This window comes from Parvivirga hydrogeniphila, from assembly GCF_023371205.1.
Classification (GTDB): Bacteria; Actinomycetota; Coriobacteriia; order Anaerosomatales; family Anaerosomataceae; genus Parvivirga; species Parvivirga hydrogeniphila.
Genome location: NZ_JAMCCO010000001.1, coordinates 205,410 through 228,163 on the forward strand (window position 1 = coordinate 205,410; position 22,754 = coordinate 228,163).

Genomic DNA, 22,754 nt, shown 5'->3' on the forward strand with positions numbered 1-22,754 from the left:
ATCCGCACAGGACCGAAGACCGTTACGGAGGCTCGTATGTCGAAGAACAAGGCGCTCGTCGGTGCCGCGGCCGTGGTGCTCGTCGCGGCAGGCGTGACTTGGGCCGTCGTCGGCCGTGGCGCGGGGGCCGTAGAGGTTTCTGTCGAGAAGGCCGCGCGAGGGCCGCTCGAGGTGACGGTGAGCGCAGCCGGTTCGGTCGCGCCTGGCACGAAGGCCGACATCTTCCCGCCGGCCGCGGGGACGCTCGCCTCCATCGAAGTCTCCGAAGGCCAGCAGGTGAAGGCCGGCGACGTCATCGCGGTGATGGACACGCGCCCGCTCGAGCTCCAGGTCGCCCAGGCGCAGGCGGCATACGACGCCGCGCTCGCGCAGGCCGACGCGGTCGGCCAGCAGCAGCCCTCATCGGCCGACGAGAAGGCGGCGTCGGCGGCCGTCACCGCAGCGTGGTCGGCCTATCAGGCGGCAGCGAAGCAGTACGAGCTCGTGAGCTCTGGCGGCGTGAGCGACCCGGCGGCGCTCCAGCAGGCGCAGACCGCGGTCACGCTCGCGCAGGCCGCCTACGACGCAGCCGCAGCAGCCTACGACGCCTACAAGGCGAGCGTGTACGATCCGGCCCCCGAGCCGAAGGACCCGACGATCGTCGAGGCCCTCGAAGCGCTCGAGTCCGCGAAGCAGCAGGCGGCCGACGCGCTGGCGGCAGCGCAGGCCAACCTCGCGGCGCTGACGTCCGCTGGCGCGAACCCGACGGCCGTGGCGAGCGCCAAAGCGGCACGCGACCAGGCGTGGGCGGCATACCAGGCGGCGCTCGCGCAGCAGGAGAAGCTCGCCAGGGCCGACACGAGAAAGGCCCGCTCTTCTGCGGCGGCCGGGGTGGAGGCGGCCCGGCAGGCGCTGGAGTACGCCGCTGGCGTGCTCGAGCGGGCGACGCTTCGCGCACCCATCGACGGGACCGTGCTCTTCAACAGCGCGACGGCCGCACTGCCCGCAAGCGCGCTCGGTGGTTCGGGCGGGGGCGCGGCGGGAGGCGAACCGGTCGTCGGCAGCGCCGTGTCGCCGGCGTCGGCGCCGTTCACCGTGGTCGCCTTGGACGACCTGACGTTCGAGGCGCAGGTAGACGAGGCTGATGTCGTCAACGTGAAGCCGGGCATGAAGGCGACAGTCGTGCTCGATTCGCTGCCTGGCCGTTCGTTCGCCACCACGGTCGAACGCATCGGCACGGCGTCGGTTGTGACACCGACGGGCGGAACGGCCTTCCCCGTGGTCTTCCGACTGGCGAACGCGAAGGAGACGGTGCTGCTCGGCATGAACGGCACCGCCGAGATCGTCGTCGAGTCGCTGCAGGACGTCTTGAGCGTGCCCATCGAAGCGGTGCTCGACGACGCTGGGACGAGCTACGTGTACACGGTCCGGGACGGCAAGGCGAAGCGCGTCGAGGTCACGACCGGGCGCATGACCGAGACGCGGGCGGAGATCGTCTCGGGCCTCACGGCCGGCGACGAGGTCATCGTCGGCGGGCTGTCCTCCGTCAAAGACGGCGCCGCCGTCAAGGTGAAGTGACTGCCGTGAGCGCTCCAGCAGCGGCGCGCGAGGTCGTGCTCGAGACGGTCGGCGTCTCGAAGTCCTACCCGCTGGAAGGCGTCGTCGTGAACGCCTTGTGCGGTGTGGACCTGCGCATCCATCGTGGCGAGATGGTGTCGATCATGGGGCCGTCCGGCTCGGGCAAGTCGACGCTCATGCACATCGTGGGGTTGCTCGACACGCCGACGAGCGGCCAGGTGCTGCTCGAGGGCGAAGACGTCTCGCGCATGTCGCCGAACCAGCTCGCAGCGCTGCGCAACAAGCACATCGGCTTCGTGTTCCAGGCCTTCAACCTCCTTCCTCGCACCACCGCCCAGGCCAATGTCGAGCTGCCGCTCGTGTACGGTGGCGTGAGCGGCGCCGAGCGCGCGAAGCGGTCGCTCGAGGCGCTCGAACGGGTGGGGCTTGGCAACCGCATCGGCCACTTCCCGAGCCAGCTCTCGGGCGGCCAGCAGCAGCGCGTGGCGATCGCGCGGGCGCTCGTGAACCGCCCGAGCATCGTCCTTGCCGACGAGCCGACGGGCAACCTCGACTCGCGCTCGGGCGTGGAGGTCATGGCGATGCTGCAGGACCTGAACAAGCAAGGCATCACGGTCGTCGTCGTCACCCACGACGATCGCATCGCGCGGCACGCTGAGCGGATCGTCCACATCCTCGACGGCCGCGTCCGAAGCGAGGAGATCGTGGCCGAGCGCGTGCTCGCCGCCGAGGAGCTGCGCGCGATGCCTCCTGAGGAGGTGGCGGGGTGAACTTCCCAGAGGCGTTCCGCATCGCGATGCGAGCGCTCGCGGCCAACAAGGCGCGAAGCGCGCTCACGATGCTCGGCGTCATCATCGGCGTCGCCGCAGTGATCCTGCTGGTGGCCATCGGAACGGGCGTGCAAGGCGAGATAACCGGGCAGATCGAGGGCCTCGGCTCGAACTTGCTGTTCATCGTGCCCGGTCAGTACAGCGGCGGCATGGGCGGAGACCAGGCGCCGCCGGCCCGGCGGCTCACGTTGGAGGACGCGGACCTCATCGCGCGCAAGGTCGAGGGACTCTCGGCCGTGGTGCCCGTGCTGCAGGGCGGGGCGACCATCAAGGCCGGCAACCGCTCGATGCGTGTCGTCGTGGCCGCGGGCAACGAGCAGGGCACCGAGGTGTTCGCTTCGACGCTCGCCGGCGGCCGCCACTATCGCCGCAGCGAGGTGCAAGTAGCGGCCCGCGTGTGCGCTCTCGGGTCGCGAGTGGCCGAGACGCTCTTCCCGGGCAAAGACCCGGTGGGGCAGCGGGTGAGCATCAACGGGCAGCGCTTCACGGTCATCGGACACTACGAGTCGCTCGGCGGAGGCCTGTCGGGCGATCAAGACAGCCAGGTATACATTCCGGTCACCACAGCACAGCGCCTGTTCGGCGTGAACTTCATCAACACCATCGTCGTGAAGGCGGCGACCGCCGAGGACGTGGAGCGGGTGAAAGCGGAGATCCGCCGGGTGCTCACGCCCCGCTACGGCGAGGAGTTCACTGTCTTCACCCAGGAGCAGACGCTCGGGCTGCTTTCCGACCTGCTGGGGACGCTGACCTACATGCTCGCGGGCATCGCGGCAATCTCGCTTCTTGTCGGCGGCATCGGCATCATGAACATCATGCTCGTGAGCGTCACCGAGCGCACGCGCGAGATCGGCATCCGCAAGGCCGTCGGCGCGAGGACCTACGACATCCTGTCGCAGTTCGTCATCGAAGCGGTGGCGCTGTCGGTGCTCGGCGGCACGATCGGCATCGCGCTCGGGTGGAGCGGCGCGGTTGCGATGGCGCGGTTCACGCCTGTTCCGACCGACGTCACGCCGTGGGCCGTGGCGCTGGCGTTCTTCTTCTCCGCGGGCGTCGGGGTGTTCTTCGGCGTCTATCCGGCCTGGAAGGCGAGCCGCCTCGACCCGATCGTGGCGCTGAGGTACGAGTGAGCCTGCGCCCTCCGCAGGGGCCAGCGGCGCGAGACGCGTTACGAGGTGAAATCGCTCGGGTCGACGTGGTCGAGGAACTCGCGGAAGCGCCTGAGCTCCTCCTCGACGTCGTCTTCCGTCTCGATGTGGACCGCTGCTTCCAAGAACACGTCCTCAGCGACGTAGATGGGGCAGCCGCACCGGACCGCAAGCGCGATGCTGTCCGAGGGCCGTGCGTCGACAACGACTTCGCCCTCGTCGGTCGCGAGCACGATCTCGGCGTAGTATGTGCCGGCCTCGAGCCGCGTCACCGCGACGCGCATGACGCGCGCGCCGAATGCGTCGATCACGCTCTTGAGCAGGTCGTGCGTGAGCGGCCGCGGGAACTCCTCGCCTTCGAGCGCGAGCAGGATCGCGGTGGCCTCAGGGTGGCCGATCCAGATGGGAAGCAGCCGGCCATCGAAACCCAGCAGCTCGTCTTCGAGCGGCTTGAGCAGCACGATCGGCTGCCCCGTGGCGGCGTCGGCGTTCAGGCTGGCTATGCGGACCTCGATCATGGCTTGCACATCTCCTCACGCTTACGGTACCACGATTGCGTGCACTCTAACCGGCGCATCGCGAGGAGGCAGCGGTGGACACCGTGCTGGTACGCACGACCAGGCGCGAAGAGCTCGTGAACGTCACCGAGCACGTGGAGGTGGCAGTCGCCCGGAGCGGGATCCGCGAAGGCGTCGCCGTCGTCTGGGTGCCGCACACCACCGCCGGCGTGACGGTGAACGAGGGAGCCGACCCGTCCGTTGCTCGCGACCTGCTTGCTGCTCTGGCGCGGCTGGCACCGCTCTCGTCGGCGTGGGAGCACCGCGAGGGGAACAGCGACGCGCACGTCAAAGCGACGCTCGTCGGATCGAGCGTGGCGATCCCCGTACACGACGGAGCGCTTGCGCTCGGGACGTGGCAGGCGGTGTTCTTCTGCGAGTTCGACGGGCCGAGACAGCGGCGGATGGCGATCTCGGTGCTCGCGGGATGAGGCCCGCGTCTTGACGCTCGCGAAGGGCTGGGCTATGGTATCGTGGCTGTCCAGGGGCCCGTAGCTCAGTCGGTTAGAGCGCACGGCTGATAACCGTGAGGTCAGTGGTTCGAATCCACTCGGGCCCACCAGCATCCTCAGGCGTTCACTGCTCGATCGCGTATCTCCGCCACTCGAGCGGACCGGTCCGCTTCAGCCACACCATCTTGGTGAGGTCCATCAGCACGTAGGCCGCCTCGACCGTCGTGCCGCCGTCCCGCCGCTCGATCCGAACGACGCGCCATCCCACCGGCCGGCTCAGCCCTCCTCTGCTGCTGAAGGCGTGCCGCACCGCGAGCGTGCCGCCGTCCGACGCCGGGTAGGACTCCCCCGTGCCCTCCCACAGGACGAGCGTCCCGCCCGAGACGCCGAACTCGCGCTGTTCGGACGACCAGGAAAGGGGAGACGTGACGCCCTCGACCTGGACAGTGGTCTCATCGATGAGCGTGACGCGCGTCGGCGTGAACCAGTCGCCGGGGACGAACACCACGTCGATCGCGGGAAGCCCTATCCCGGTCGTGCCCACGAGCGCGCGGATCCCAGCGAGAAGGCCCACCACGATCGCGACGCCGATCGAGATCGTGATGACCAGGTCAAGGAAGCGCCGAGGGGTCACTGGATCTCCTTCGTTCAGTAGCGCAGGATCGCGATGGCAGGCTCCTGGTGCGGCATCTCATCGGCCGCAAGGACGTGCACCGCACCGTTGCTCCGCAGCGTAAGCACGCTTGCGACGTCGAGCAAGTCCTCGTCGCCTGGCTGCTGCACGGGATGGACCTCAGGCACGGGCCCGCCGTTGCGCCAGGCGCCCCAGAGCTCGGCGTCGGTCGCCACGAAGAGCGTGTCCACCCGGTGCTCGGATGCGGCCTCGAGAAGCTGGAGCGGGTCGGTCACCACCTTCGGAGACGTCCACTGTTCGACGACGCGCTCCAGCGCGGCACGCTTCTCCCGGTCGAACACCCGCTCGGCTATGGCGAGCGCTCGAGCGTGAAGCTCGGTGTCCGCCATCTCGTCCGGGCTGCCAGTCACGGCCTCAGAGGCAAGCGTCTTCAGGCCGCTCACCTCGCGGTAGAGAGGTACGAGGTAGTCCACCGCAGCAAGCACAACAGGCGTGCGTTCGTCGAGGTGCTCGACGAGCACGCGGTCGATGCCGCGGAAGTAGCGCGCGATCTCTTCTTTCGGGTCCGGTTCGCCGGAGCCGTGGAACACCGCAGGCCGCCGTCCGCCCGGCGCCGCTGCGGTGCGCGTATGGAACTGCAGCGAGCGTTTCTCGAAGTCGTCCCACCGGAGCGCGTCTTGGAGGCCCTCAGGCATCTCCTCGACCGTGAGTTCGCGCAGCCCGTCCGGCCCACCGAGCAGCAGGCGCGGGCGCTTCAGCGACAACGACAGGACGTAGAAGCGCTGGTCTGCTCGAGGCGCGGCAAGAAGGGGACGGACGCGGAACCGCTCCCCGACGTACACCGACTCCTCGAACGCCACGGGAAGCCTGAACGCGCGGGTGCCGCCGTCGATGAACAGGGCGAGCCCATCGCGAGCGCCGAGCCAGAACTGCCGGTCGTCTGCCAGCGCATGAACGTCTTTGAGCATCTCGTCTGCAGAAGCGGGGCGCACCGCGCGGGCGATGAGCTCGGCGCGTGCTTCCTTGAGCAGGTTCTTGAGGCGCGTGGCGTTCTCGAAAACCGCGTCGGGGGAGAAGCGCTTAGTGGGCATGTACAGCGACACGCGGATCCCGCCATGTGCAGAAGCGAGCTCTCGCACGGTCTCTGACGACAAGACGTCCATGAGTGCTCCTTTCGTGAAGCGCAGGACCTAGCGTGAGAAGACGCCGGTGATGACGCCTTTTCCGAGCACGTGGCCCTCGACGGCGCGCTCGATGTCGGCCGCGGTCGGGGCAACAGGCACCTCGAGCCGCGCGACGTCGAGGGCGTACACCGTGACCTCGTACGGGTGGTCGCCGGTGCCTGGCGGCGGCATCGGACCGCCGTAGCCGCGGTCGCCGAACGTGTTGACGAGCTCGCGCGCGGGCGATGCGAGCGAGCCGGAGGCGCCGGCCGGCAAACTCGTCGTCGACGGCGCGAGGTCCACGACCGCCCAGTGCACCCAGTTCCGGGCCACGGGGTGGCGGTCGATCACGAAGACGGCGAACGAGGCCGTTCCCGGCGGCGCATCGCTCCAGGAGAGGGGGAGCGAGACGTTCTTGCCGCCGGGGACCCCTTCCATGCAGTGCTCGACCGGGATCCTGCCGCCGTCGGTGAACGCTGGAGACGTGACGACCATCGTCGCGGCACCTCCTTCTTGCACGGGGGCGGCCTGCTGCGGGCCGGGCCGCTCCGGGGCCCCGGCCGGGGCCTTGCCTGCCTGGTCGGCGCACCCCGCGATGACGCACGCCAGCACGAACGCAGCGCACACGGCCGCCGCGCGCCGGACGGCGCTGACGGCCCTCCGTCGGTCATAGGTGCGCGGAGTCATACCGACTTGATACCCCGTTCGAGCGGAGACTCGACGACGGACCGGACGAACGGACACCGCGCGGCTTGCGCGGCGTGCCGGTGCGTGCCAAGCTCCACACACGCCTAGGAAGGAGCGGCTGGTGTCGGCAAGAGCGGTTCGGCGATGGGTCGCGGCGGCGGTCGTGGCCGCGTTCGTGTGCGCGGGAGCGTCGCCCGTGCTCGCGACGCCGTCCAGCGCGGGAGCGGAGCGTGGGGCCGAAGCGATCGTCTCATTCGACCCTGCCAAGCAAAGCGAGGCGCTCGCGTCGGTGCGTGCGGAAGGCGGGCGCGTGCTCCGTCTGCTGCGCAGCGGGCACGACGCGCTCGTGGTCTTCCCGGAACGGGCGACGATGCGCGCGATCGGCGAGCGGCTGACGCGCTCCGGGGCGGTCCGCCGCGTCGCGCCCAACGGCATGTTGCGCCCCGCGTGGGTGCCGAACGACCCCCTCTACCCGCAGCAGTGGGCGCTCGCGTCGATCCGGGTCCCTGCGGCGTGGAACCTCACCCGCGGCTCGGCCTCCGTGGCGGTCGCGGTGATCGACAGCGGCGTCGACCTGTCGCACCCGGATCTGGCGGCCAATCTCGATACGGCCCACGACTGGGACTTCGTCAACAACGACGCTGTAGCGGACGAGGAGTACCCGCACGGCACGCACGTCGCCGGCATCGTGGCGGCGGTTGCCGACAACGCCACTGGCGTTGCTGGCGTCGCTCCGTCCACGAAGGTCCTGCCGCTCAAAGTCATCGGGAGGAGCGGCGTCGCCAGCACGGCCGACTTCGTCGATGCGCTTCGCTACGCTGCCGACGTCGGCGCCAGGGTCGTCAACGCGAGCCTCGGCGAGGCGTTGGATCCTGCGGTTCCTGACGATGCTGCGGAGATCGCAGTCCTGCAAGAAGCGGTGGACTACGCCCGGGCGAAGGGCGCGCTGGTGGTGGCCGCGTCCGGAAACGGCAGCGGCCCGCCGGTGTGGTACCCGGCAGCGTGCGATGGGGTCGTCGCAGTCTCCGCCACGGCCCGCGATGGCTCGCTCGCTCCGTACTCGAGCACCGGGCCTCAGGTTGATCTGGCAGCTCCCGGCGGGTGGGCGGTTGACCAGGCGAGGCTGCCGGCCGAAGGCATCCTTTCGACCTGGAACGGCGGCGGATACGCCTACGCGCAGGGCACCTCGATGGCCTCGCCGCACGTCGCGGGCGTCGCAGCGCTGCTGCTGGCACTGAAGCCGAGCACGAGCCCAGCGGAGCTCGAGGCGGCCCTCGAAGCGAGCGCCAAGGACGTCGGCGCCCCGGGGGTCGACGCCCAGTCCGGCTACGGGCTCGTGCAGGCCGACGCCGCCGTGAACAGGCTCGGGCGCGTCTTCCGCATCGGGGGCGCAGACCGCTACGCCACGGCGGTCGCCGCCTCGAAGGCGGTCTTCGGCTCGGGCGAGTGCGCCACGGTCGTCATAGCGAGCGGCGAGCGCTTCCCGGACGCGCTCGCGGCGTCTCCGCTGGCAGGCGCTCTCCATGCGCCGGTGCTGCTCGTGAGGCGGGACGCGGTGCCTGACGTGACGCTCGCGGAGATCGAACGGCTCGGCGTGACCCGCGTGGTCGTCGTCGGCGGACCCGCAGCGGTCGCGAGCGGCACGGTCGCGGCTCTCGAGGGCGCCGGGCTTGCCGTCGAGCGCATAGGGGGTGCCGACCGCTACGAGACCGCGGCGCTCGTCGCGCGCCGGGTGCTGGCGTCGAGTGCGGAGACCATCACCGTGCTCGTCGCGCGCGGAGACGAATTCCCCGACGGAGTGGCGGCCTCTGGGCCGGCGGCATCGTCGGGAAGCCCGCTCGTGCTCGTCAGGACTGCAGCGCTTCCCGGGCCTGCGAAAGACGCGATCGCCGCCGCGGCGCCGTGCTCGGTGGTCGTGCTCGGCGGCGAGGCCGCGGTGAGCGAGGCGGTGCGCCGCGAGATCGCCGCGATTCCGGGCGTCATCGGTGTCACGCGCTGGGGCGGCGTGGACCGCTACGCCACCGCCGCCGCCATCGCGACAGGAGCGGTCGAAAGCGGCCTGTGCGGCACCGACCTCGTGGCTGTCGCGAGCGGCGTGGACTTCCCCGACGCGCTGTCGGGCGGGACGGCCGCGGGGGCGCGGCGGGGCGCGGTCGTGCTGTCGCGGCCGCTGTCGCTGTCTGAGGACGCGCGCGGCTTCGTGTCCCGCTCGCTTGGGCCCGCGAGCGCCGGATGGGTGCTCGGAGGGGCTTCGGCGCTTTCGTGGACGGTGCAGGCCGACCTCATCCGCGCGATGCCGTGAGCGCTCTCAGCCGCCGAGCATGACGACGCGGACGAGGTGCGCCTTCCCGTCGTCGAGAAGCGGCACGAGCCCGTCAGCAGTCACGACGCCATCGCACTCGACCCGCTCGACGCCGCGGTTGACGCCCCGCGGGTTCTCGAACGAGATCTCGTAGCTGCTCGATCCGAATCGGTAGGTGACCGTCCAGGCGCTCCACGACTTCGGGACGCATGGCTCGAAGGCCAAGAAGCGCGTTCCGTCGCGCGCGAGCAGGTGAAGCCCGCAGACGTCACGCACCGCGACCCGGTAGTACCAGGCTGCTGAGCCGGTGTACCACGTCCAGCCGCCACGACCGACGTGCGGTTCGACGGAGTACACGTCCGCCGCCAGGGCGTACGGCTCGACTTTGTAGCGCGCCACCGCTTCTGCATCGACGGCGTGCGAGAGCGGGTTGATGAGGTCGAGGATCGCCACCGCCTCGTCACCGTCGCCGAGCGCAGCGTACGCCAATGCGACCCACACGGCGGCGTGGGTGTACTGCCCGCCGTTCTCTCGCACTCCTGGCACGTATCCCTTGATGTAGCCGGGGTCGTGCGGCATGCGGTCGAACGGCGGAGCGAGCAGCGCCACGAGCCCGTCGTCCCACCGGATGAGCTTCTCTTCCACGCTCTCGAGGGCGCGCTGCATGCGAGCGGGGTCGCCCGCGCCGGAGATGGCCGCCCACGCTTGCGCGATCGCGTCGATCTTACACTCCTCCGACGAGCGGCTGCCGAGCGGCGTCCCGTCGTCGAAGTACGCGCGGCGGTACCACGCGCCGTCCCACGCCTCGCGCTCGACGGCGGCGATAAGGTCCCGGGCGCGCTGTCGCCAGCGCTCGGCGGCCTCGACGTCTCCGCGCCCATCGGCCACGTTCGCGAACGAGCGAAGCACGACGTCGAGGAACCACGCCATCCACACGCTCTCGCCGCTCCCGCCGATACCGACGCGGTTCATGCCGTCGTTCCAGTCGCCGCCGCCCATCAGCGGGAGGCCGTGCGGGCCGGTGCCCGCGCTTGCCTCGATCGCGCGCACGCAGTGCTCGTAGACGGTGGCGACCTCCACCGACGGCTTCGGCTCGAAGTACAGGTCTTCGCGTTCGGGAGGCACGGGTGGCCCTTCCACGAACGGCGTCTCCACATCCAGCACGCTCTCGTCGCCGGTCGCGTTCACGTACTCGGCCACCACGAACGGCAGCCACAGTCGGTCGTCCACGAAGCGCGTACGCACGCCGCGGCCGCTCACGGGCTGCCACCAGTGCAGCACGTCGCCCTCGCGGAACTGGCGCCGCGAGGCCTCGATGATGTGTTCGCGCACGAGGTCCGGGCGCACGTACAGCAGCGCGAGGCAGTCCTGGAGCTGGTCGCGGAAGCCGAACGCGCCGCTCGACTGGTACAGCGCCGTGCGGCCCCAGAAGCGGCACGCGAGCGCCTGGTACAGCACGGGTCCGTTGATGAGGCGGTCGAGCGTCTCGTCGGGCGTGCGCACCTCGAGGCGGCCGAGGAGGTCGCGCCAGAAGGAGCGCGCGCGTTCGGCCTCGCGCTCGACCGAGCCGGGCTCGCGCAGGGCGTGCAGGAGCGCGTGCGCGTCCTCGACGGTCTCCGTCTGTCCGAGGAAGAACGCCGTCTCGGCGCGCTCGCCGGGAGCGAGGTCGAACGAGACCTGCAGCGCGCCGCAGTTGTCGAGGAACCGCCCGGTCGTCCCCGCGAGGCGTTCGTTGCGCATGGCAGCAGGCCAGGCGGGGTGGCCGTTCCGGCCCAGGAACTCGGTCCGGTCGGCGGTGAACGACGCGACCTTGCGATCGGCAGCCAAGAACGCCGGGCGGCCCGGGAAGTCCAGGTTGAACCAGTTGTGCGCCATGAGCGCCTGGGCCTGGTCGTCCCACCACGTCACGACGCGCTGCTGCGCCTTGCTCCGGGAGTCGCCGAGGCTCCACTCGACCACGTGGAACAGGGAGATGCGTCGCGGACGGCCGGAGCGGTTCTCGACGCTCACCCGCACGATGCGCACGGGCCTGTCGGCAGAGACGAAGTACGCGACGCGCTGAGCGAGCCCGTGGCTCTCGTGCTCGAACGAGGTGCACCCGGGCGCATGCCGAACGACATACGGCGCGTCCGCCCGAGCCGGCGCCGGGGTCGGGCTCCAGTACTCGCCGGTCGCATCGTCGCGCAGGTACAGAAGCTCGCCCGTGCCGTCGCTCACCGGGTCGTTGTTCCACGTGGAGATGCGGTTCTCGTGGCTGTTGAGCGCCCATGTGCACCCGACGCCGGCCTCCGAGACGTACGCCCCGAAGGCCGGATTCGCGAACACGTTGATCCACGGAGCGGGGGTCGTCCGCCCAGGCTCCAGGACGATCACGTACTCGCCGGTCGCCGGGTCGAACCCGCCGATGCCGTTGTCGAGCACAAGCCGTGGCCGCTCGAAGGGCGGCAGCGGGTCGTTCGCGGGCGGGTCTGTCGGCACGAGCGGATTCGGCGGGAGCGGGCGCAGCGCGCGCTGCTCGAGCTGGAGCGCGATCGGTCCCGCATCGGCCTTGAGCACGGCACGGGCCACGCTGCGCAGCGCGTCCACGATCTCCGGCGCGATCTGGTCGGCGGCGCGCAGGTGCACGCCGGCGGGCCGGTCGAGCATCTGCAGCGCATGCCCGGTGCGCACGAGCGCGCGCAGCCGGCCGTCGAGGGCAGACGAGTACGCGCTCGGCTTGGTGTTGAGGACGACCAGGTCGCACTCGAAGCCCCGGCTCCGCCAGTACTGGTGGGCGAGCAGCGCTTGGCGCACCAGCGGCGTGTCCTCCAGCCGCTCGATCTCGACGAGCAGGATCGGGTAGTCGCCCGAGATGCCGATCGACCACAGCGCGGAGATCGGGAGGCGGTTCTCCGTCTCGGTGTAGACCTTCAGGCGCGAGTACGGGTCGGTGAGCAGCAGCCGCGACGCCAACCGCTGGTACACGACGGCCTCCTGCGGCGTGATGCCCAGGTCCCGAAGCTCGATCTGGCTCGTCGACCACGCCAAGTCGAGCGCCCGCTGGGCGCTCCGGATGTCGCGGTACTTCTCCGCGTACGCGACGGCCCTCTCGCGGCTGTCCGCGACCCCGAGCGCGAGCGCAAGCCGGGCGGACTGCCCGGGCTCCAGCACCAGCGTCTGGCGGATGGCGCAGATCGGGTCGAGCACCGCGCCGGTGGCGCCCGTCAGGCGCCCATCGCCGACGATGGCCTGCGCCGCGGCGGGCGTCCCGAGGCGCCCGAGGAACGCGGCCCGATCGGTCTCGTACGACCACGTGCAGCGCGACGTGAGGTCGCACGCGATCGTGTGGACCGCCCAGACGCGCGGCTCTTCAGAAGAGCGCGGGCGGCGGGAGAAGAGCAGCGCGCCCAGCTCGTCGAGCGCCTCCGTCTCCACGAACAGGTTGCTGAATGCGCGGTGCGCCCGGTCCGCCCCCCGCACCGCGAGCGTGATCTCAGCGTACGAGGTGATCTCGAGGTACGCGGGCTCTCGGCGGCGGTTCGTCACCGTCAGGCGGCGCACCTCCACGTCGTCTTCCGGCGAGACGACGATCTCGGTGTGCGTCTCGATACCGTCGTCGATGCGGCGGAACTCCGCCTTGTCCGGCGAGAACACGACGTGGTACTCGTCGGGCTCCGTGCAGGTCGGCTGGTATGCCGCCGACCACGCCCGCTTGCTCTCAACGTCCTTCAGGTACACGAAGAAGCCCCAGCAGTCGCGCGTGAGGTCCTCGCGGTAGCGCGTCACGGTGCGGTCGCGCCAGCGGGAGTATCCGCCGCCCGCGTTCGTGACCATCACCGAGTACGAGCCGTTCGACAGGAAGTGCGTCGCGGGCACCGGCGTGTGCGGCGTCGGGTACGAGCGGGCGACGGGCGGCGGCACCTCGCGGACGGAGCGGACGAACTCCACCTCCTCGACGTGCGGCTTGGCGGTCTGGACACGCCGAGGCACGCGCTCCTGCAGCAGGAGCTCGGCCGTCTGGACCACCGGGTCGCGGTGGAACCGCTCCTGCATCGCGCCGTTCGTGAGGGCGTTGCCGAGCGCCACAAGACCCATGCCCTGGTGGTGCGCCATGTACGCCCGCACGATCGCGCGCTCCTGTCCGGGCGGGACGCGCCCGGGGGTGTAGTCGATCGCCTCGTAGTACCCAAAGCGACCGCGTGCGCCCTGGTCCGCCAGCACAGCGAGGTTCTGCGCGGCCGCGAGCGGGTCGACGAGGAGCGCAAGCATCGAGGCGTACGGAGCGACGACGACGTCGTCGGAAAGCCCGCGCTTGAGGCCCAGGCCTGGAACGCCGAACGCCTGGTACTGGTAGGTCATGTTCGCGTCGCGCGCCGCGAAGGCGGACTCCGACACGCCCCACGGCACGCCGCGCTGCCGGCCGTACTGGACCTGCCGCCGCACCACCGCACGGCAGGTGAGGTCGAGCAGCGTTCCGGGATAGGAGCGCATCACCAGAAGCGGCATCAGGTACTCGAACATGCTCGCGCTCCAGCTGACGAGCGCCTTGCCGCCGCCGGTCTCGGTGATCGCGCGGCTCAGGCGGAACCAGTGCTCCTGCGGCACGTCGCCTTTCGCGATGGCCACGAAGCTCGCCAGGCGGCACTCGCTCGCGAGCATGTCGTAGAACGACGCGTCGAGGCGGCCTTCCGCGGTGTTGAATCCGATCGAGAAGACTTTGCGGTTCTCGTCGAAAAGCATGCGGAAGTCCATCTTCTGCCACATCTGCTGCGAGATGTCGACATCTAGCCTGAGCTCCGCCAAGACCCGGGAGCACTCAGGGCGCGCCGTTCGCAGGGCCGCGAGGACAGCGGATGCCCACGCGCCGGCCGTGCCGTCGGAGGCGAGCTCCTGAAGCCTGCGCTCGACGACGTCGAGCCCTTCGGCAAGGCCGACCAGGCTCGGGACGTGCTGCACGATGGGTGCGAGCGCTTCGTCCTCGCGCACCGACGCCGGGGCCGAGCCAAGCAGCGACGCCCACGGTGCGAAGGCGTCGATCTCCGCGAGCACTGCATCGATGTGCCGGACGACGGCGGAGACGGCGTCGCGGACCGCCTCGCACTCGCAGCGGGCGTCGTCCGCGGGAACGAGGCCGGAGGCGAGGTCGGACGCCTTCTTCGCGAGCGGGCGCCACGTTGCGAGCGTCGAGCGCCATTCGGCCAGGTCGCGCGGGTCCGTGTCGAGCTCGATGCGTCGCGCGAGCTCCTCCAGCGTCGTTCGTACCGCCGTCGCCGCGCGCGCATCGCCGTACGCGTGGCGCGCGTCGATCACGTCTTCGAGCGCGACGCGGACGGTATCGGCGATCCCCGCGCGCGTTCGGGGCGAGACGATCGGGCCTTCTGAGATCTCGAGAAGCCCGACGCCGAGCGCGATGAGGTGTCCCGCCAGGTTGCCGCTGTCGACAGTGGACACGTAGGTGGGGCGAAGCGGCTGGAGCGTGAGCGTGTCGTACCAGTTGTAGAAGTGGCCCCGGAACCGCTCGAGGCCGACCATGGTGGCGAGCGTGCGCGAGGTGCGGTCGACGGCCTGCGAGGTGGTGACGTAGCCGAGGTCGTGGGCCGTGAGCGTCGCCAGGAGCTGGAGCCCCATGTTCGTCGGCGAGGTGCGGTGCGCGACCGTCGGTGCCGGGTCTTCCTGGAAGTTGTCCGGAGCGAGGTAGTGGTCCTCGGCCGTCACGAAGGTCTCGAAGAACCGCCACGTCCTGCGTGCGATGCTGCGAAGCGACGCCTTCGTCGGCTCGTCGAGCGGCAGCGCGGCCGTACGCGCGGGTAGACTGATCCGCCACGCGGCGTAGGGGCCGGCCAGCCACGCGAGCGCGAGCGGAACGAGCGAGCCGGTCGACGCCGGGTCCGCGACCGCTGCCGCGGCGAGGAGCGCGACGGCGCCGCCCTGCGCCGGGAGCATCCGCTTCAGGTGGCCGGGAAGGTCGCGCGCTGCACGGCGCTCTGACTCCGCGGCGGTCTCCCACTCGAGAAGGCCGCGCTTCGAGACGAACAGTCGCCACACCGCACGGCCGATGGCGTCGAGCATCACCCACGCTTGGTGCGGCAGGACAGCGAGGCTGAACAGCGCGCGGGCGGAATCGCGCCAGAAGTCGCGGACGATGGAGGGGACGTCGCCGCGGACGTCTGCGCCGCGAGGCCGGAACAAGAGCGAGTCCGCGACGCTGAAGTACACGGGGAAGAACACGACGCCGAGGACGACCAAAAGAAGCGCCCAGTCCGGGCCCGGCAGCAGCGCCGCGCCGCCTGCCGCGAGCGCCACCATGACAGGCGGGAACAGGCTGCGCCGCAGGTTGTCGGCGATCTTCCAGCGATGCAGGCCCTTAAGCGGCGTTCGCTCGTGACCGCCCTTGCACGGCACCCGTGGGAGCAGCCACAAGATGGTCTGCCAGTCGCCGCGCACCCATCGATGCAGGCGCGCCGTGTGCGAGATGTACGTCGAGGGCTGGTCGTCCAGCACCTCGATGTCGCTCGCCAGCGCGGTCTTGAGGTAGCTTCCCTCGAGCAGGTCGTGCGAGAGCAGGAGGTTCTCGGGCAGTCTGTCGGCGAGCACCGCGTGGTAGACGTCCACCTCGAAGACGCCTTTGCCCGTGAACGAGCCCTCGCCGAAGACGTCTTGGTACGTGTCAGACACCGCGCCCGCGTACGGGTCGATGCCGGTGGCTCCGGAGTACAGCCACGCGAACGGCGAGCGTAGCGACCCCTCGAGCGACATGCCGACGCGCGGCTGCACGAGCCCGTACCCGCGCACCACCGCTCGCCGCGAGACGTCCACCTCGGCCCGGTTGAGCGGGTGGGCGATGGTGCACACGAGCTTGCGGGCAGCGTCTCGCGGCAGGACGGTGTCGGCGTCGAGCGTGATGACGAAGGCCACGTCAGCGAGCTCGTGGAGGGGCCCTTCCTTCACGATGAAGCCGCTTCCGTTCCCGCCCCGCACGAACCTGACGAGGTCCTCGATCGCTCCTCGCTTGCGCTCGCGGCCCATCCACACGCCGTCGCGCTCGTTGAAGCCCCGCTGGCGGATCAGGAGCGCGAACGGCGCGCGCCCGGAAGCCCCGTGCCGTGCGTTCAGGACCGCGATGCCGTTGCGCGCAGCGTCGATGATGGCAGCGTCGCGCGGCATCGTTTGCTCGGGCGCGACCGGCAGGTCGCCGAGGACGGCGAAGGTGAGGTTCTCGTCCGTGTTGGCGAGGTATGCGACCTCGAGGTTGTCGATGACTCGCTGCGTCGATTCCGGTGACGAGAGCAGAGCGGGGATGACGACGAGCGTCTTGTGCGAAGGGAGGAGCGGCCTGAGGAAGTCGAGCTTCGGCAGCACGCGTGGCGGCCAGATCCACGCTGCGATGCGATTCGTGAGGTTGAGCGCGAGGTCGGATGCAGGAATGAGAGCGAGCACGGTGGCCGCGACGACGCGCCACCCCGTCGCTCCGAGGCCGGTCGCAACAAGCGCGAATCCGCACGAAAGGAGCACCGTGAACAGGGCGATGAGCCCCCAGTAGATGACGCCTTTGCTCGCGAGCGGCCCGCGATACATGAGCTCGCGCACAAGGGGCCGGTACTGCACGCTCTGCTCGAAACGGTACCGGCCGCGACTGATGAGGTAGTAGCCGACGTGCGCTCCCCGAGCGTCGGTCGGGTCGTCGTCGAGGGCCGTGAGCGCGTGGCTCACGGCCGCCTCCGCCACCTCGATCTCGGTAAGCGGGCTTCGTTTGGCGATCTGCTCCACGGCCTTGCGGTAGCGGTCGCGCGACGCGAAGTCCATGCGGTCGTACACGCCTGCCGGGTCCTGCCGCAAGACGTGGTCGACGACCGAGCAGTCCTCGAAGAAGTCGCGCCATTCGAGGGCCGACAAGAAGCGCATCGCCGTGATGGTGTTGGCGACCGAGACCTGGTCGACCGCCTGGCGGTGCTGCTCTTCGTGCGCGAGCTCCTCGAACGAGACCCCGAGCTCCGCTAGCCGCTCGTCTCCCCACGCAACGGCCGGATCCACCGATGGGTCCTGGTCGCGCAGGCGCTGCAAGAATCGCAGCAGGAACGACGCCGAAGGCCTGCGGACAGAGGAGGCGAGCTCCTCGACGACGGACCCGACTCCTTCGCCGGACCGGATCGCGGCCTCGATCACGCGGTTGGCCCACTCGTCGGCTTCGACGCTCGCGACGTGGGCGGCGAGCACCCGGCGGCCGAGCCGTGCGAGGTTCTCCACGAGGGTGATCCGCAAGGCGATGGGGACGGCCCACAGCTCGCCGATCGTGAGCGGCGAGACGTCTTGGTACGCCATGACGAACTGCTCGAGCAGCCCCTTGTCCAGCCGCGCGTCGGTGCCAGCCACGAGGAGCGCCACGGCCTCGAAGATGCGCGGGAGACCGGCAAGCGGCCCTTCTGTCAGCCGCGGCAGCTCTGCGCCGAACGCCGCCGGAAGGTCTTGGCGGGCGACGCGGATCTGCTCCTCGACGAGGTAGTGGTTGTCCAGCAGCCACTCCGCTGCGACGGAGACCGAGACCTGCGCGTGGGCGTCTTCAGCGAGCCGGCGATGCGTCGCGGCCACCGAGCGCTCCGCTTCGTCCAGGAGGCCCAGCAGCGGGGTGCGCACGGCCAGCCGCTTGGACTCCCATGACTGCGCAGCAGCGAGCGCCCGCCCCTCGTCGGCAAGGCGTTGCGCGCTCATGAGCTCGATGCGGAGCGGCGCCCCCTTCTCGACCGCTTCCCACAGGGCCGACCGCGCGTCGCGCATATCGTCTCCACCGCTCATCGACATGGCCGATCCCTTGTATTCTGCCACGAAACGGGCACGCAGACGGCATGGCGTTTGCATACGACAGGGGCACGACGACGGCATGGAGATTGCTATAGCATACCCAACGGGGTATACTTAGCACGATAGCGAGAGGACGGAGCCATCCATGGCGAACGGCAAGAAGGCGGTGGGAAGCACGCAGACGCAGCGGAGCCCGAAGGCCCGGTGGATCGTCGCGGGCGTCGTGCTGCTCGCGCTGGCGGCGATCGTGGCGATCGGAGCGCTCGGGCGCTCGGGGCCGCTGCCTGCCTCGGGAGACGTCTCGAATGTCGAGGCGAAGTCCCTGATCAAGCGCGGGGCAAGAATCGTCGATGTGCGCACCCCCGAGGAGTTCGCGGCGGCGCACATCCCCGGCGCCGAGAACGTCCCGATGGATCGGGTCGTGGCGCAGGCCCAGTCGTGGGACAAGACCGAGCCGGTGCTCCTGTACTGCGCCACGGGCGAGCGCTCTGCATACGTGTTCCAGCAACTTTCGCAGGCGGGGTTCCAGCACCTGTACAACCTGAAGGCGGGGATCGTCGCGTGGGACGGCGACGTGGACTCCGGTTCGTCGACGAAGACGGCCGATGGGCTCCAGCCGCTTGCGAGCGGCCTGCCGGCGATGTACGAGTTCTTCACCGACTGGTGACCCACCTGCCGGAAGATGGCGCCCGTGGTCGACGGGCTGAAGGGCCAGTACGAAGGCAAGGTCGAGTTCAAGCTCTACGACGTGGAGAAGGATCAGGAGGGCTCGCGCCTCGCTGACTCCTTGGGTCTGCAGTACGTGCCGACGTTCGTGTTCGTGTCCTCGGACGGCTCGATCGTCCAGAAGGTCGTCGGCGAGATGACAGAAGCGAAGATGCGGGAGATCCTCGACTCCTTGAAGTGACGCGGTCCCGAGGGTATAAGAAGTCGAGAGGAGCGTTCTCCTCTCAGCCTGACCGACGGAGGTGAGGGTATACCGGTGGCAGAGATGGAATCCCAGGCTTCGGTCGGGGCGGCAGATGAAGGCGCCGGTGCCTTCGCCGATCGCGACGGTGCGGGCACAGGCGGCCGGGCATAAGCCCCTGGCGATCCGGGAGGTGCGGCCGACAGGGAACGCTCAGTCGGCCAAGAGCTTCCGAGGATAGCCCTATGGAGGGGCGGCTCGGGCGGTGCGAAGGTCGTCCCGGCCACGGCTTCGAGAGGTCCGCGCATGCGGGCCTCTCGTTTCGATGCTATACTGCGCGGTTGCGGGGACGTAGCTCAGTTGGGAGAGCGCGGGCTTTGCAAGCCTGAGGTCGAGGGTTCGAGCCCCTTCGTCTCCACCAAAGCGCAAGCGGGAGCGGGCCGGAAGGCCCGCTCCGTCGTGGTTACGGGCGGTTGCGGCCGCAGTCCATGAGGGAGATGGCCGGTGTCGCGTGAGAGGATCGAGGCGGGCACGCTCCTTTCTGTGGGCACCGCGCTGCTTCTGTGGTCCTCCGCGTTCGCGGGAATCAAGGCCGGTCTCCGTGGGTTCGGACCGGGAGAGCTCGCGCTGCTGCGGTTCCTGACGGCCTCGGCCTCCCTCGGCATCTATGCCCTTGGCGCGCGCATGCGGCTGCCCCGCCGCGAGGACGTCGGGCGCATCGCGCTCGGTGGGCTCTTCGGCATCACGATCTATCACCTCTCGCTGAACTTCGGCGAGACGGCGGTCTCGGCGGGCGCTGCGAGCCTGATCATCGCTTCCGGCCCGGTCTTCACGGCGATCCTCGCACGCATCTTCCTCGACGAGCGGCTGACGCGGTGGGGATGGCTCGGCATCGCCATCGCCTTTTCGGGCGTCGCGATCATCACCCTGGCGGAAGGCGGGGGCCTTTCGTTCGAGCCGGCCGCTGCCCTCGTCGTCGCCGCCGCGATGTCCACGGCCGGCTACTTCGTGGTCACGAAGCCGCTGCTCGTCCGCTACACCCCGCTCGAGTACACGGCGTACTCGATGTGGCTGGGCACCCTCCCGATGCTCGTGTTCGCGCCCGGGCTCGCGGCGAGCATCGGCTCCGCTCCGCGCTCCGCGCTTCTCGCCGTGCTGTACCTCGGCGTCTTTCCAGGAGCCATCGCGTACCTGCTGTACTCTCGCGCGCTCGCGAAGCTGCCGGCTTCGGTCGCCTCGAGCTTCCTGTACGTCCAGCCGGTCATGGCGGCGGTCATCGCATGGGCGTGGATCCGAGAGGTGCCGCAAGCGCTGACCGTCGTCGGAGGGGCGGTGGCGCTCGCCGGTGTGACGCTCGTGACGACGAAAGGAAGACAGCCGAAGCTCAACGGACGCTGAAGCCCGCGAGCCCTTCGACCGGCTCGCTCGCGACTTCGACGCGGTCGACCACGGCGCGGGGAGGGCCGATGCGCATCCATGCGAGCACGCGCTCTACTGCGTCGCGCGGCCCTTCGAGCACGGCCTCCACGCGTCCGTCGGGCAGGTTGCGGACCCACCCGGCGACGCCGGCCGCGCGCGCCTGCTCGACGGTCGCCGCGCGATAGAAGACGCCTTGCACGACGCCCGAGACCCATACGTGGACGTGGACAGTCTCCATAGGCGCTCCATTGCCGGACGGGAAAACGGGCATCATCATGAAGATACCGCACGAGCGAGGAACGGAGCAGCAGCTGATGCACACGCGGCACGACGAAGCGTCCGAGGTGTCGCGCTACTTCGCGATGCTCGCAGAGAGCATGCCGTGCCCTGTCGTGCAGTTCGGCGGCGACGGTCGCGTGGTCATTGCCAACGCGCGGGCCGATCTGCTCGTGAGCCGAAGCGCTCCTGACGGAACGCCACGGGTGCTGCTCGCCGATGGAGGCGACTTCTGGCAGGCGCTGTGCGCGGAGGCGGCGATCGGGGGCTCGCTTCTGGACGGGAGCGCGAAGGTGCGTCTCTCTGATGGCGCGGCGGCCCTCATCTGGTACGCAGGCTTTCCCGCCGCCACGCAGGCCGGGGCGCTCACGGGCGCGGTGGTCCTGGTGTACGACGCTTCCGACGAGCGCCTTGCAGGGGGCCGGCCGAGCTCTGCGCTGCCCGTCGAACCGAGGACGTTCGCGAGAGCGGCCCGAGAGCTTGCTGAGGCCGCTGGGGCTGGGAGCGTGTTCATCGCCGAGATCGAGCCCGACCGGCCGCGTCTCTCTCGCACGCTGGCCGCAATCATCGAGGGAGAGGAACGGCCGGACCGCGACTGGGACCTTGGCACCTCGCCTGCGCCGATCGCGCCCGCGAAACCCATCGTCGTGGTGCGCGATGGCCTCGCAGAGCGGTTCAGCGATGACCCCGTGGCAACGGGGCATGGATATCGCGCGTTCGCCGGGGCCTTGCTCCTCGACGAGGAGGGCGAGCGCATCGGTGTCATCGGAGCGTACTTCGCCCATCCCATCGAACGCGAGCCCGCGGTGCGAGGCATGCTGCGCTTGTTCGCGGCGACGGTCGCTCCGTCGATCGCCGCCCTGAAGGCGCAGCGGGCCTTATGCGAGAGCGAGGAGCGCTACGCGGCGATGTTCGCGCACGGGCACATGCCGATCGTGCTGATCGAGCCGGACTCGACGCAGATCGTCGAAGCGAATCGAGCGGCGTGCGTCCTGTACGGGCTCGACGAGCGCGAGCTCACGACGATGAGCTTCTTGCAGCTTGCTGCCGAATCGCCAGAGGCGCTTCACACGGATCTGCGCGCAGTTGCGCGGGGGCATCGAGACTACTTCATCGCCCGGCAGGTCGTCGCGGGAGGTGAGGTGAGGGACGTCGAGGTCTTCGCGGGACCGCTCTCCATGGGCGGCCGCACGCTCGTGTACGCTGTGCTGCACGACATCACCGAGAAGCGCAGGGCAGAAGCCGAGGTGGCCCGGTATCGCCGAGAGCTCGAGACGGTGGTGCAGCGCCGCACGGCCGATCTGCTGGACGCGACGAGCGCGCTCGAGCAGGAACGCGAGCGGCGGTCGCGCTTGTACCGGGACATGGGCCACCAAGTCCGGACGCCGCTCCAGACGATTCTCGGCTTCTCGGAGGCGCTCGCGTCGGGGCTTGCGGGCGAGCTGAGCGCTGAGCAGATGCGGCAGGTCGCGATGATCGGGGAAGCGGCCAAGCGCCTGAACGAGCTCGTGGACGACATCCTCGAGCTCACGCGTCTCGAGTCCGGCGCCGTCGACCTGCGCCTCGAGCCGTTCGACCTGCGTCAGCTGGCGGAGTCCGTTGCCGTGAGCGTGCAGGCGGAAGCGTCTACGAAGGGCCTGTCCGTGCGCACCGAGGTTCCTGGGGAACCGGTCGGCGTCGAGACCGACCGCACGAAGGTCGAGCAGATCCTCGCTGAGCTGCTCGCCAACGCGCTCAAGTACACCGAGACGGGCGGGATCACGGTGCGCGTCGTCGGTCCGACGGGCGGCCAGGTCGCGGTGGAGGTCGCCGACACGGGCGTGGGCATCTCACCAGAGAGCCTGCCCCACGTCTTCGAGGAGTTCCGGCACCTGCGCGAAGGCGAGGGAGGCGCGCACGTCGGGACCGGGCTCGGCCTCGCGCTGTGCAAGCGCTTGGCGCAGACCATCGGCGGGCGGATCGAGGTGGAAAGCACCCGCGGGAAGGGATCCACGTTCCGGGTCTGGTTCCCTGTCCGCTACGAGGCGGGCGCGTGACAGCGTGCGCG

The 22,754-nt window shown here is 70.0% G+C and carries 14 protein-coding genes, 2 tRNA genes and 1 pseudogene; 11 read left to right on the top strand and 6 right to left on the bottom strand.

From position 1 onward, the window contains the following. Positions 1 to 36: 36 nt before the first annotated feature. From MX659_RS01030 to MX659_RS01040, 3 genes are read left to right on the top strand one after another with little or no spacing between them, the layout of a single operon-like run. Entirely contained in the window at positions 37 to 1,557 is a 1,521-nt protein-coding gene (locus MX659_RS01030; protein WP_267191633.1) for an efflux RND transporter periplasmic adaptor subunit, read from the top strand. A 5-nt stretch (positions 1,558 to 1,562) separates the two neighbouring features. Beyond that, complete coding sequence (locus MX659_RS01035; protein ID WP_267191634.1) at positions 1,563 to 2,327, top strand: ABC transporter ATP-binding protein; 765 nt, start codon at positions 1,563 to 1,565, stop codon at positions 2,325 to 2,327. Continuing rightward, on the top strand, positions 2,324 to 3,517 hold the full coding sequence (locus tag MX659_RS01040; RefSeq protein ID WP_267191635.1) for an ABC transporter permease: 1,194 nt from the start codon (positions 2,324 to 2,326) through the stop codon (positions 3,515 to 3,517). Before MX659_RS01035 ends, MX659_RS01040 begins: the two co-directional genes overlap by 4 nt. A 38-nt stretch (positions 3,518 to 3,555) precedes the next feature. On the opposite strand, the gene MX659_RS01045 is transcribed toward MX659_RS01040, so the two are convergent. After that, a complete protein-coding gene (locus MX659_RS01045) occupies positions 3,556 to 4,053 on the bottom strand; it encodes a bifunctional nuclease family protein (protein ID WP_267191636.1) in 498 nt (165 codons plus the stop codon). Between the two features lie 74 nt (positions 4,054 to 4,127). Here MX659_RS01045 and MX659_RS01050 point away from each other — a divergent pair, with 74 nt between their 5' ends. Both MX659_RS01050 and MX659_RS01055 read left to right on the top strand, forming a co-directional pair. After that, positions 4,128 to 4,523, top strand: coding sequence for a secondary thiamine-phosphate synthase enzyme YjbQ (locus MX659_RS01050; protein WP_267191637.1), 396 nt, complete (start codon positions 4,128 to 4,130; stop codon positions 4,521 to 4,523). A gap of 54 nt (positions 4,524 to 4,577) precedes the next feature. Further along, positions 4,578 to 4,654 (top strand) — tRNA-Ile (locus tag MX659_RS01055). A 14-nt stretch (positions 4,655 to 4,668) separates the two neighbouring features. On the opposite strand, the gene MX659_RS01060 is transcribed toward MX659_RS01055, so the two are convergent. The 3 genes from MX659_RS01060 to MX659_RS01070 are packed head-to-tail and all read right to left on the bottom strand — an operon-like array spanning position 4,669 to position 7,028. Further along, the gene (locus MX659_RS01060) at positions 4,669 to 5,178 is read right to left on the bottom strand and encodes a hypothetical protein (RefSeq protein ID WP_267191638.1); all 510 of its coding nucleotides are present in this window, start codon (positions 5,176 to 5,178) and stop codon (positions 4,669 to 4,671) included. A 14-nt stretch (positions 5,179 to 5,192) separates the two neighbouring features. Further along, a complete protein-coding gene (locus MX659_RS01065) occupies positions 5,193 to 6,341 on the bottom strand; it encodes a baeRF7 domain-containing protein (protein ID WP_267191639.1) in 1,149 nt (382 codons plus the stop codon). Positions 6,342 to 6,368: 27 nt separating this feature from the next. Next, positions 6,369 to 7,028, bottom strand: coding sequence for a YbhB/YbcL family Raf kinase inhibitor-like protein (locus MX659_RS01070; RefSeq protein ID WP_267191640.1), 660 nt, complete (start codon positions 7,026 to 7,028; stop codon positions 6,369 to 6,371). Positions 7,029 to 7,149: 121 nt separating this feature from the next. On the opposite strand from MX659_RS01070, the gene MX659_RS01075 reads away from it, so the two are divergent. Then, complete coding sequence (locus tag MX659_RS01075) at positions 7,150 to 9,330, top strand: S8 family serine peptidase (RefSeq protein ID WP_267191641.1); 2,181 nt, start codon at positions 7,150 to 7,152, stop codon at positions 9,328 to 9,330. A gap of 6 nt (positions 9,331 to 9,336) precedes the next feature. Here the strand turns inward: MX659_RS01075 and MX659_RS01080 are convergent, their stop codons facing one another. Beyond that, entirely contained in the window at positions 9,337 to 18,099 is an 8,763-nt protein-coding gene (locus tag MX659_RS01080; protein WP_267191642.1) for a GH36-type glycosyl hydrolase domain-containing protein, read from the bottom strand. A gap of 151 nt (positions 18,100 to 18,250) precedes the next feature. On the opposite strand from MX659_RS01080, the gene MX659_RS01085 reads away from it, so the two are divergent. From MX659_RS01085 to MX659_RS01100, 4 genes and pseudogenes are all read left to right on the top strand, one after another. Next, positions 18,251 to 18,772 carry a rhodanese-like domain-containing protein gene (locus MX659_RS01085; protein ID WP_267191643.1) on the top strand — a complete coding sequence of 174 codons (522 nt, stop codon included), beginning with the start codon at positions 18,251 to 18,253 and terminating at the stop codon, positions 18,770 to 18,772. A 12-nt stretch (positions 18,773 to 18,784) separates the two neighbouring features. Beyond that, positions 18,785 to 19,012, top strand: a pseudogene (locus MX659_RS01090) (thioredoxin family protein); the annotation flags it as partial. A gap of 345 nt (positions 19,013 to 19,357) precedes the next feature. Beyond that, positions 19,358 to 19,433, top strand: a tRNA-Ala gene (locus MX659_RS01095). Between the two features lie 83 nt (positions 19,434 to 19,516). Further along, a complete protein-coding gene (locus MX659_RS01100) occupies positions 19,517 to 20,410 on the top strand; it encodes a DMT family transporter (protein WP_267191645.1) in 894 nt (297 codons plus the stop codon). Here MX659_RS01100 and MX659_RS01105 read toward each other — a convergent pair. Next, positions 20,397 to 20,669 (bottom strand): acylphosphatase, encoded by a 273-nt coding sequence (locus MX659_RS01105; protein WP_267191646.1) that lies wholly within the window; start codon positions 20,667 to 20,669, stop codon positions 20,397 to 20,399. The two genes, MX659_RS01100 and MX659_RS01105, sit on opposite strands and share 14 nt — an antisense overlap. 37 nt (positions 20,670 to 20,706) lie before the next feature. Here MX659_RS01105 and MX659_RS01110 point away from each other — a divergent pair, with 37 nt between their 5' ends. Continuing rightward, on the top strand, positions 20,707 to 22,743 hold the full coding sequence (locus MX659_RS01110) for a sensor histidine kinase (RefSeq protein WP_267191647.1): 2,037 nt from the start codon (positions 20,707 to 20,709) through the stop codon (positions 22,741 to 22,743). Positions 22,744 to 22,754 lie beyond the last annotated feature (11 nt).

Excerpts from the sequence above, each read along its gene's own strand:
- MX659_RS01110 (WP_267191647.1), top strand. The coding sequence starts at position 20,707 with ATGAAGATACCGCACGAGCGAGGAACGGAGCAGCAGCTGATGCACACG.
- MX659_RS01105 (WP_267191646.1), bottom strand. The coding sequence starts at position 20,669 with ATGGAGACTGTCCACGTCCACGTATGGGTCTCGGGCGTCGTGCAAGGC.
- MX659_RS01045 (WP_267191636.1), bottom strand. The coding sequence starts at position 4,053 with ATGATCGAGGTCCGCATAGCCAGCCTGAACGCCGACGCCGCCACGGGG.
- MX659_RS01085 (WP_267191643.1), top strand. The coding sequence starts at position 18,251 with ATGGCGAACGGCAAGAAGGCGGTGGGAAGCACGCAGACGCAGCGGAGC.
- MX659_RS01080 (WP_267191642.1), bottom strand. The coding sequence starts at position 18,099 with ATGAGCGGTGGAGACGATATGCGCGACGCGCGGTCGGCCCTGTGGGAA.
- MX659_RS01070 (WP_267191640.1), bottom strand. The coding sequence starts at position 7,028 with ATGACTCCGCGCACCTATGACCGACGGAGGGCCGTCAGCGCCGTCCGG.
- MX659_RS01030 (WP_267191633.1), top strand. The coding sequence starts at position 37 with ATGTCGAAGAACAAGGCGCTCGTCGGTGCCGCGGCCGTGGTGCTCGTC.
- MX659_RS01065 (WP_267191639.1), bottom strand. The coding sequence starts at position 6,341 with ATGGACGTCTTGTCGTCAGAGACCGTGCGAGAGCTCGCTTCTGCACAT.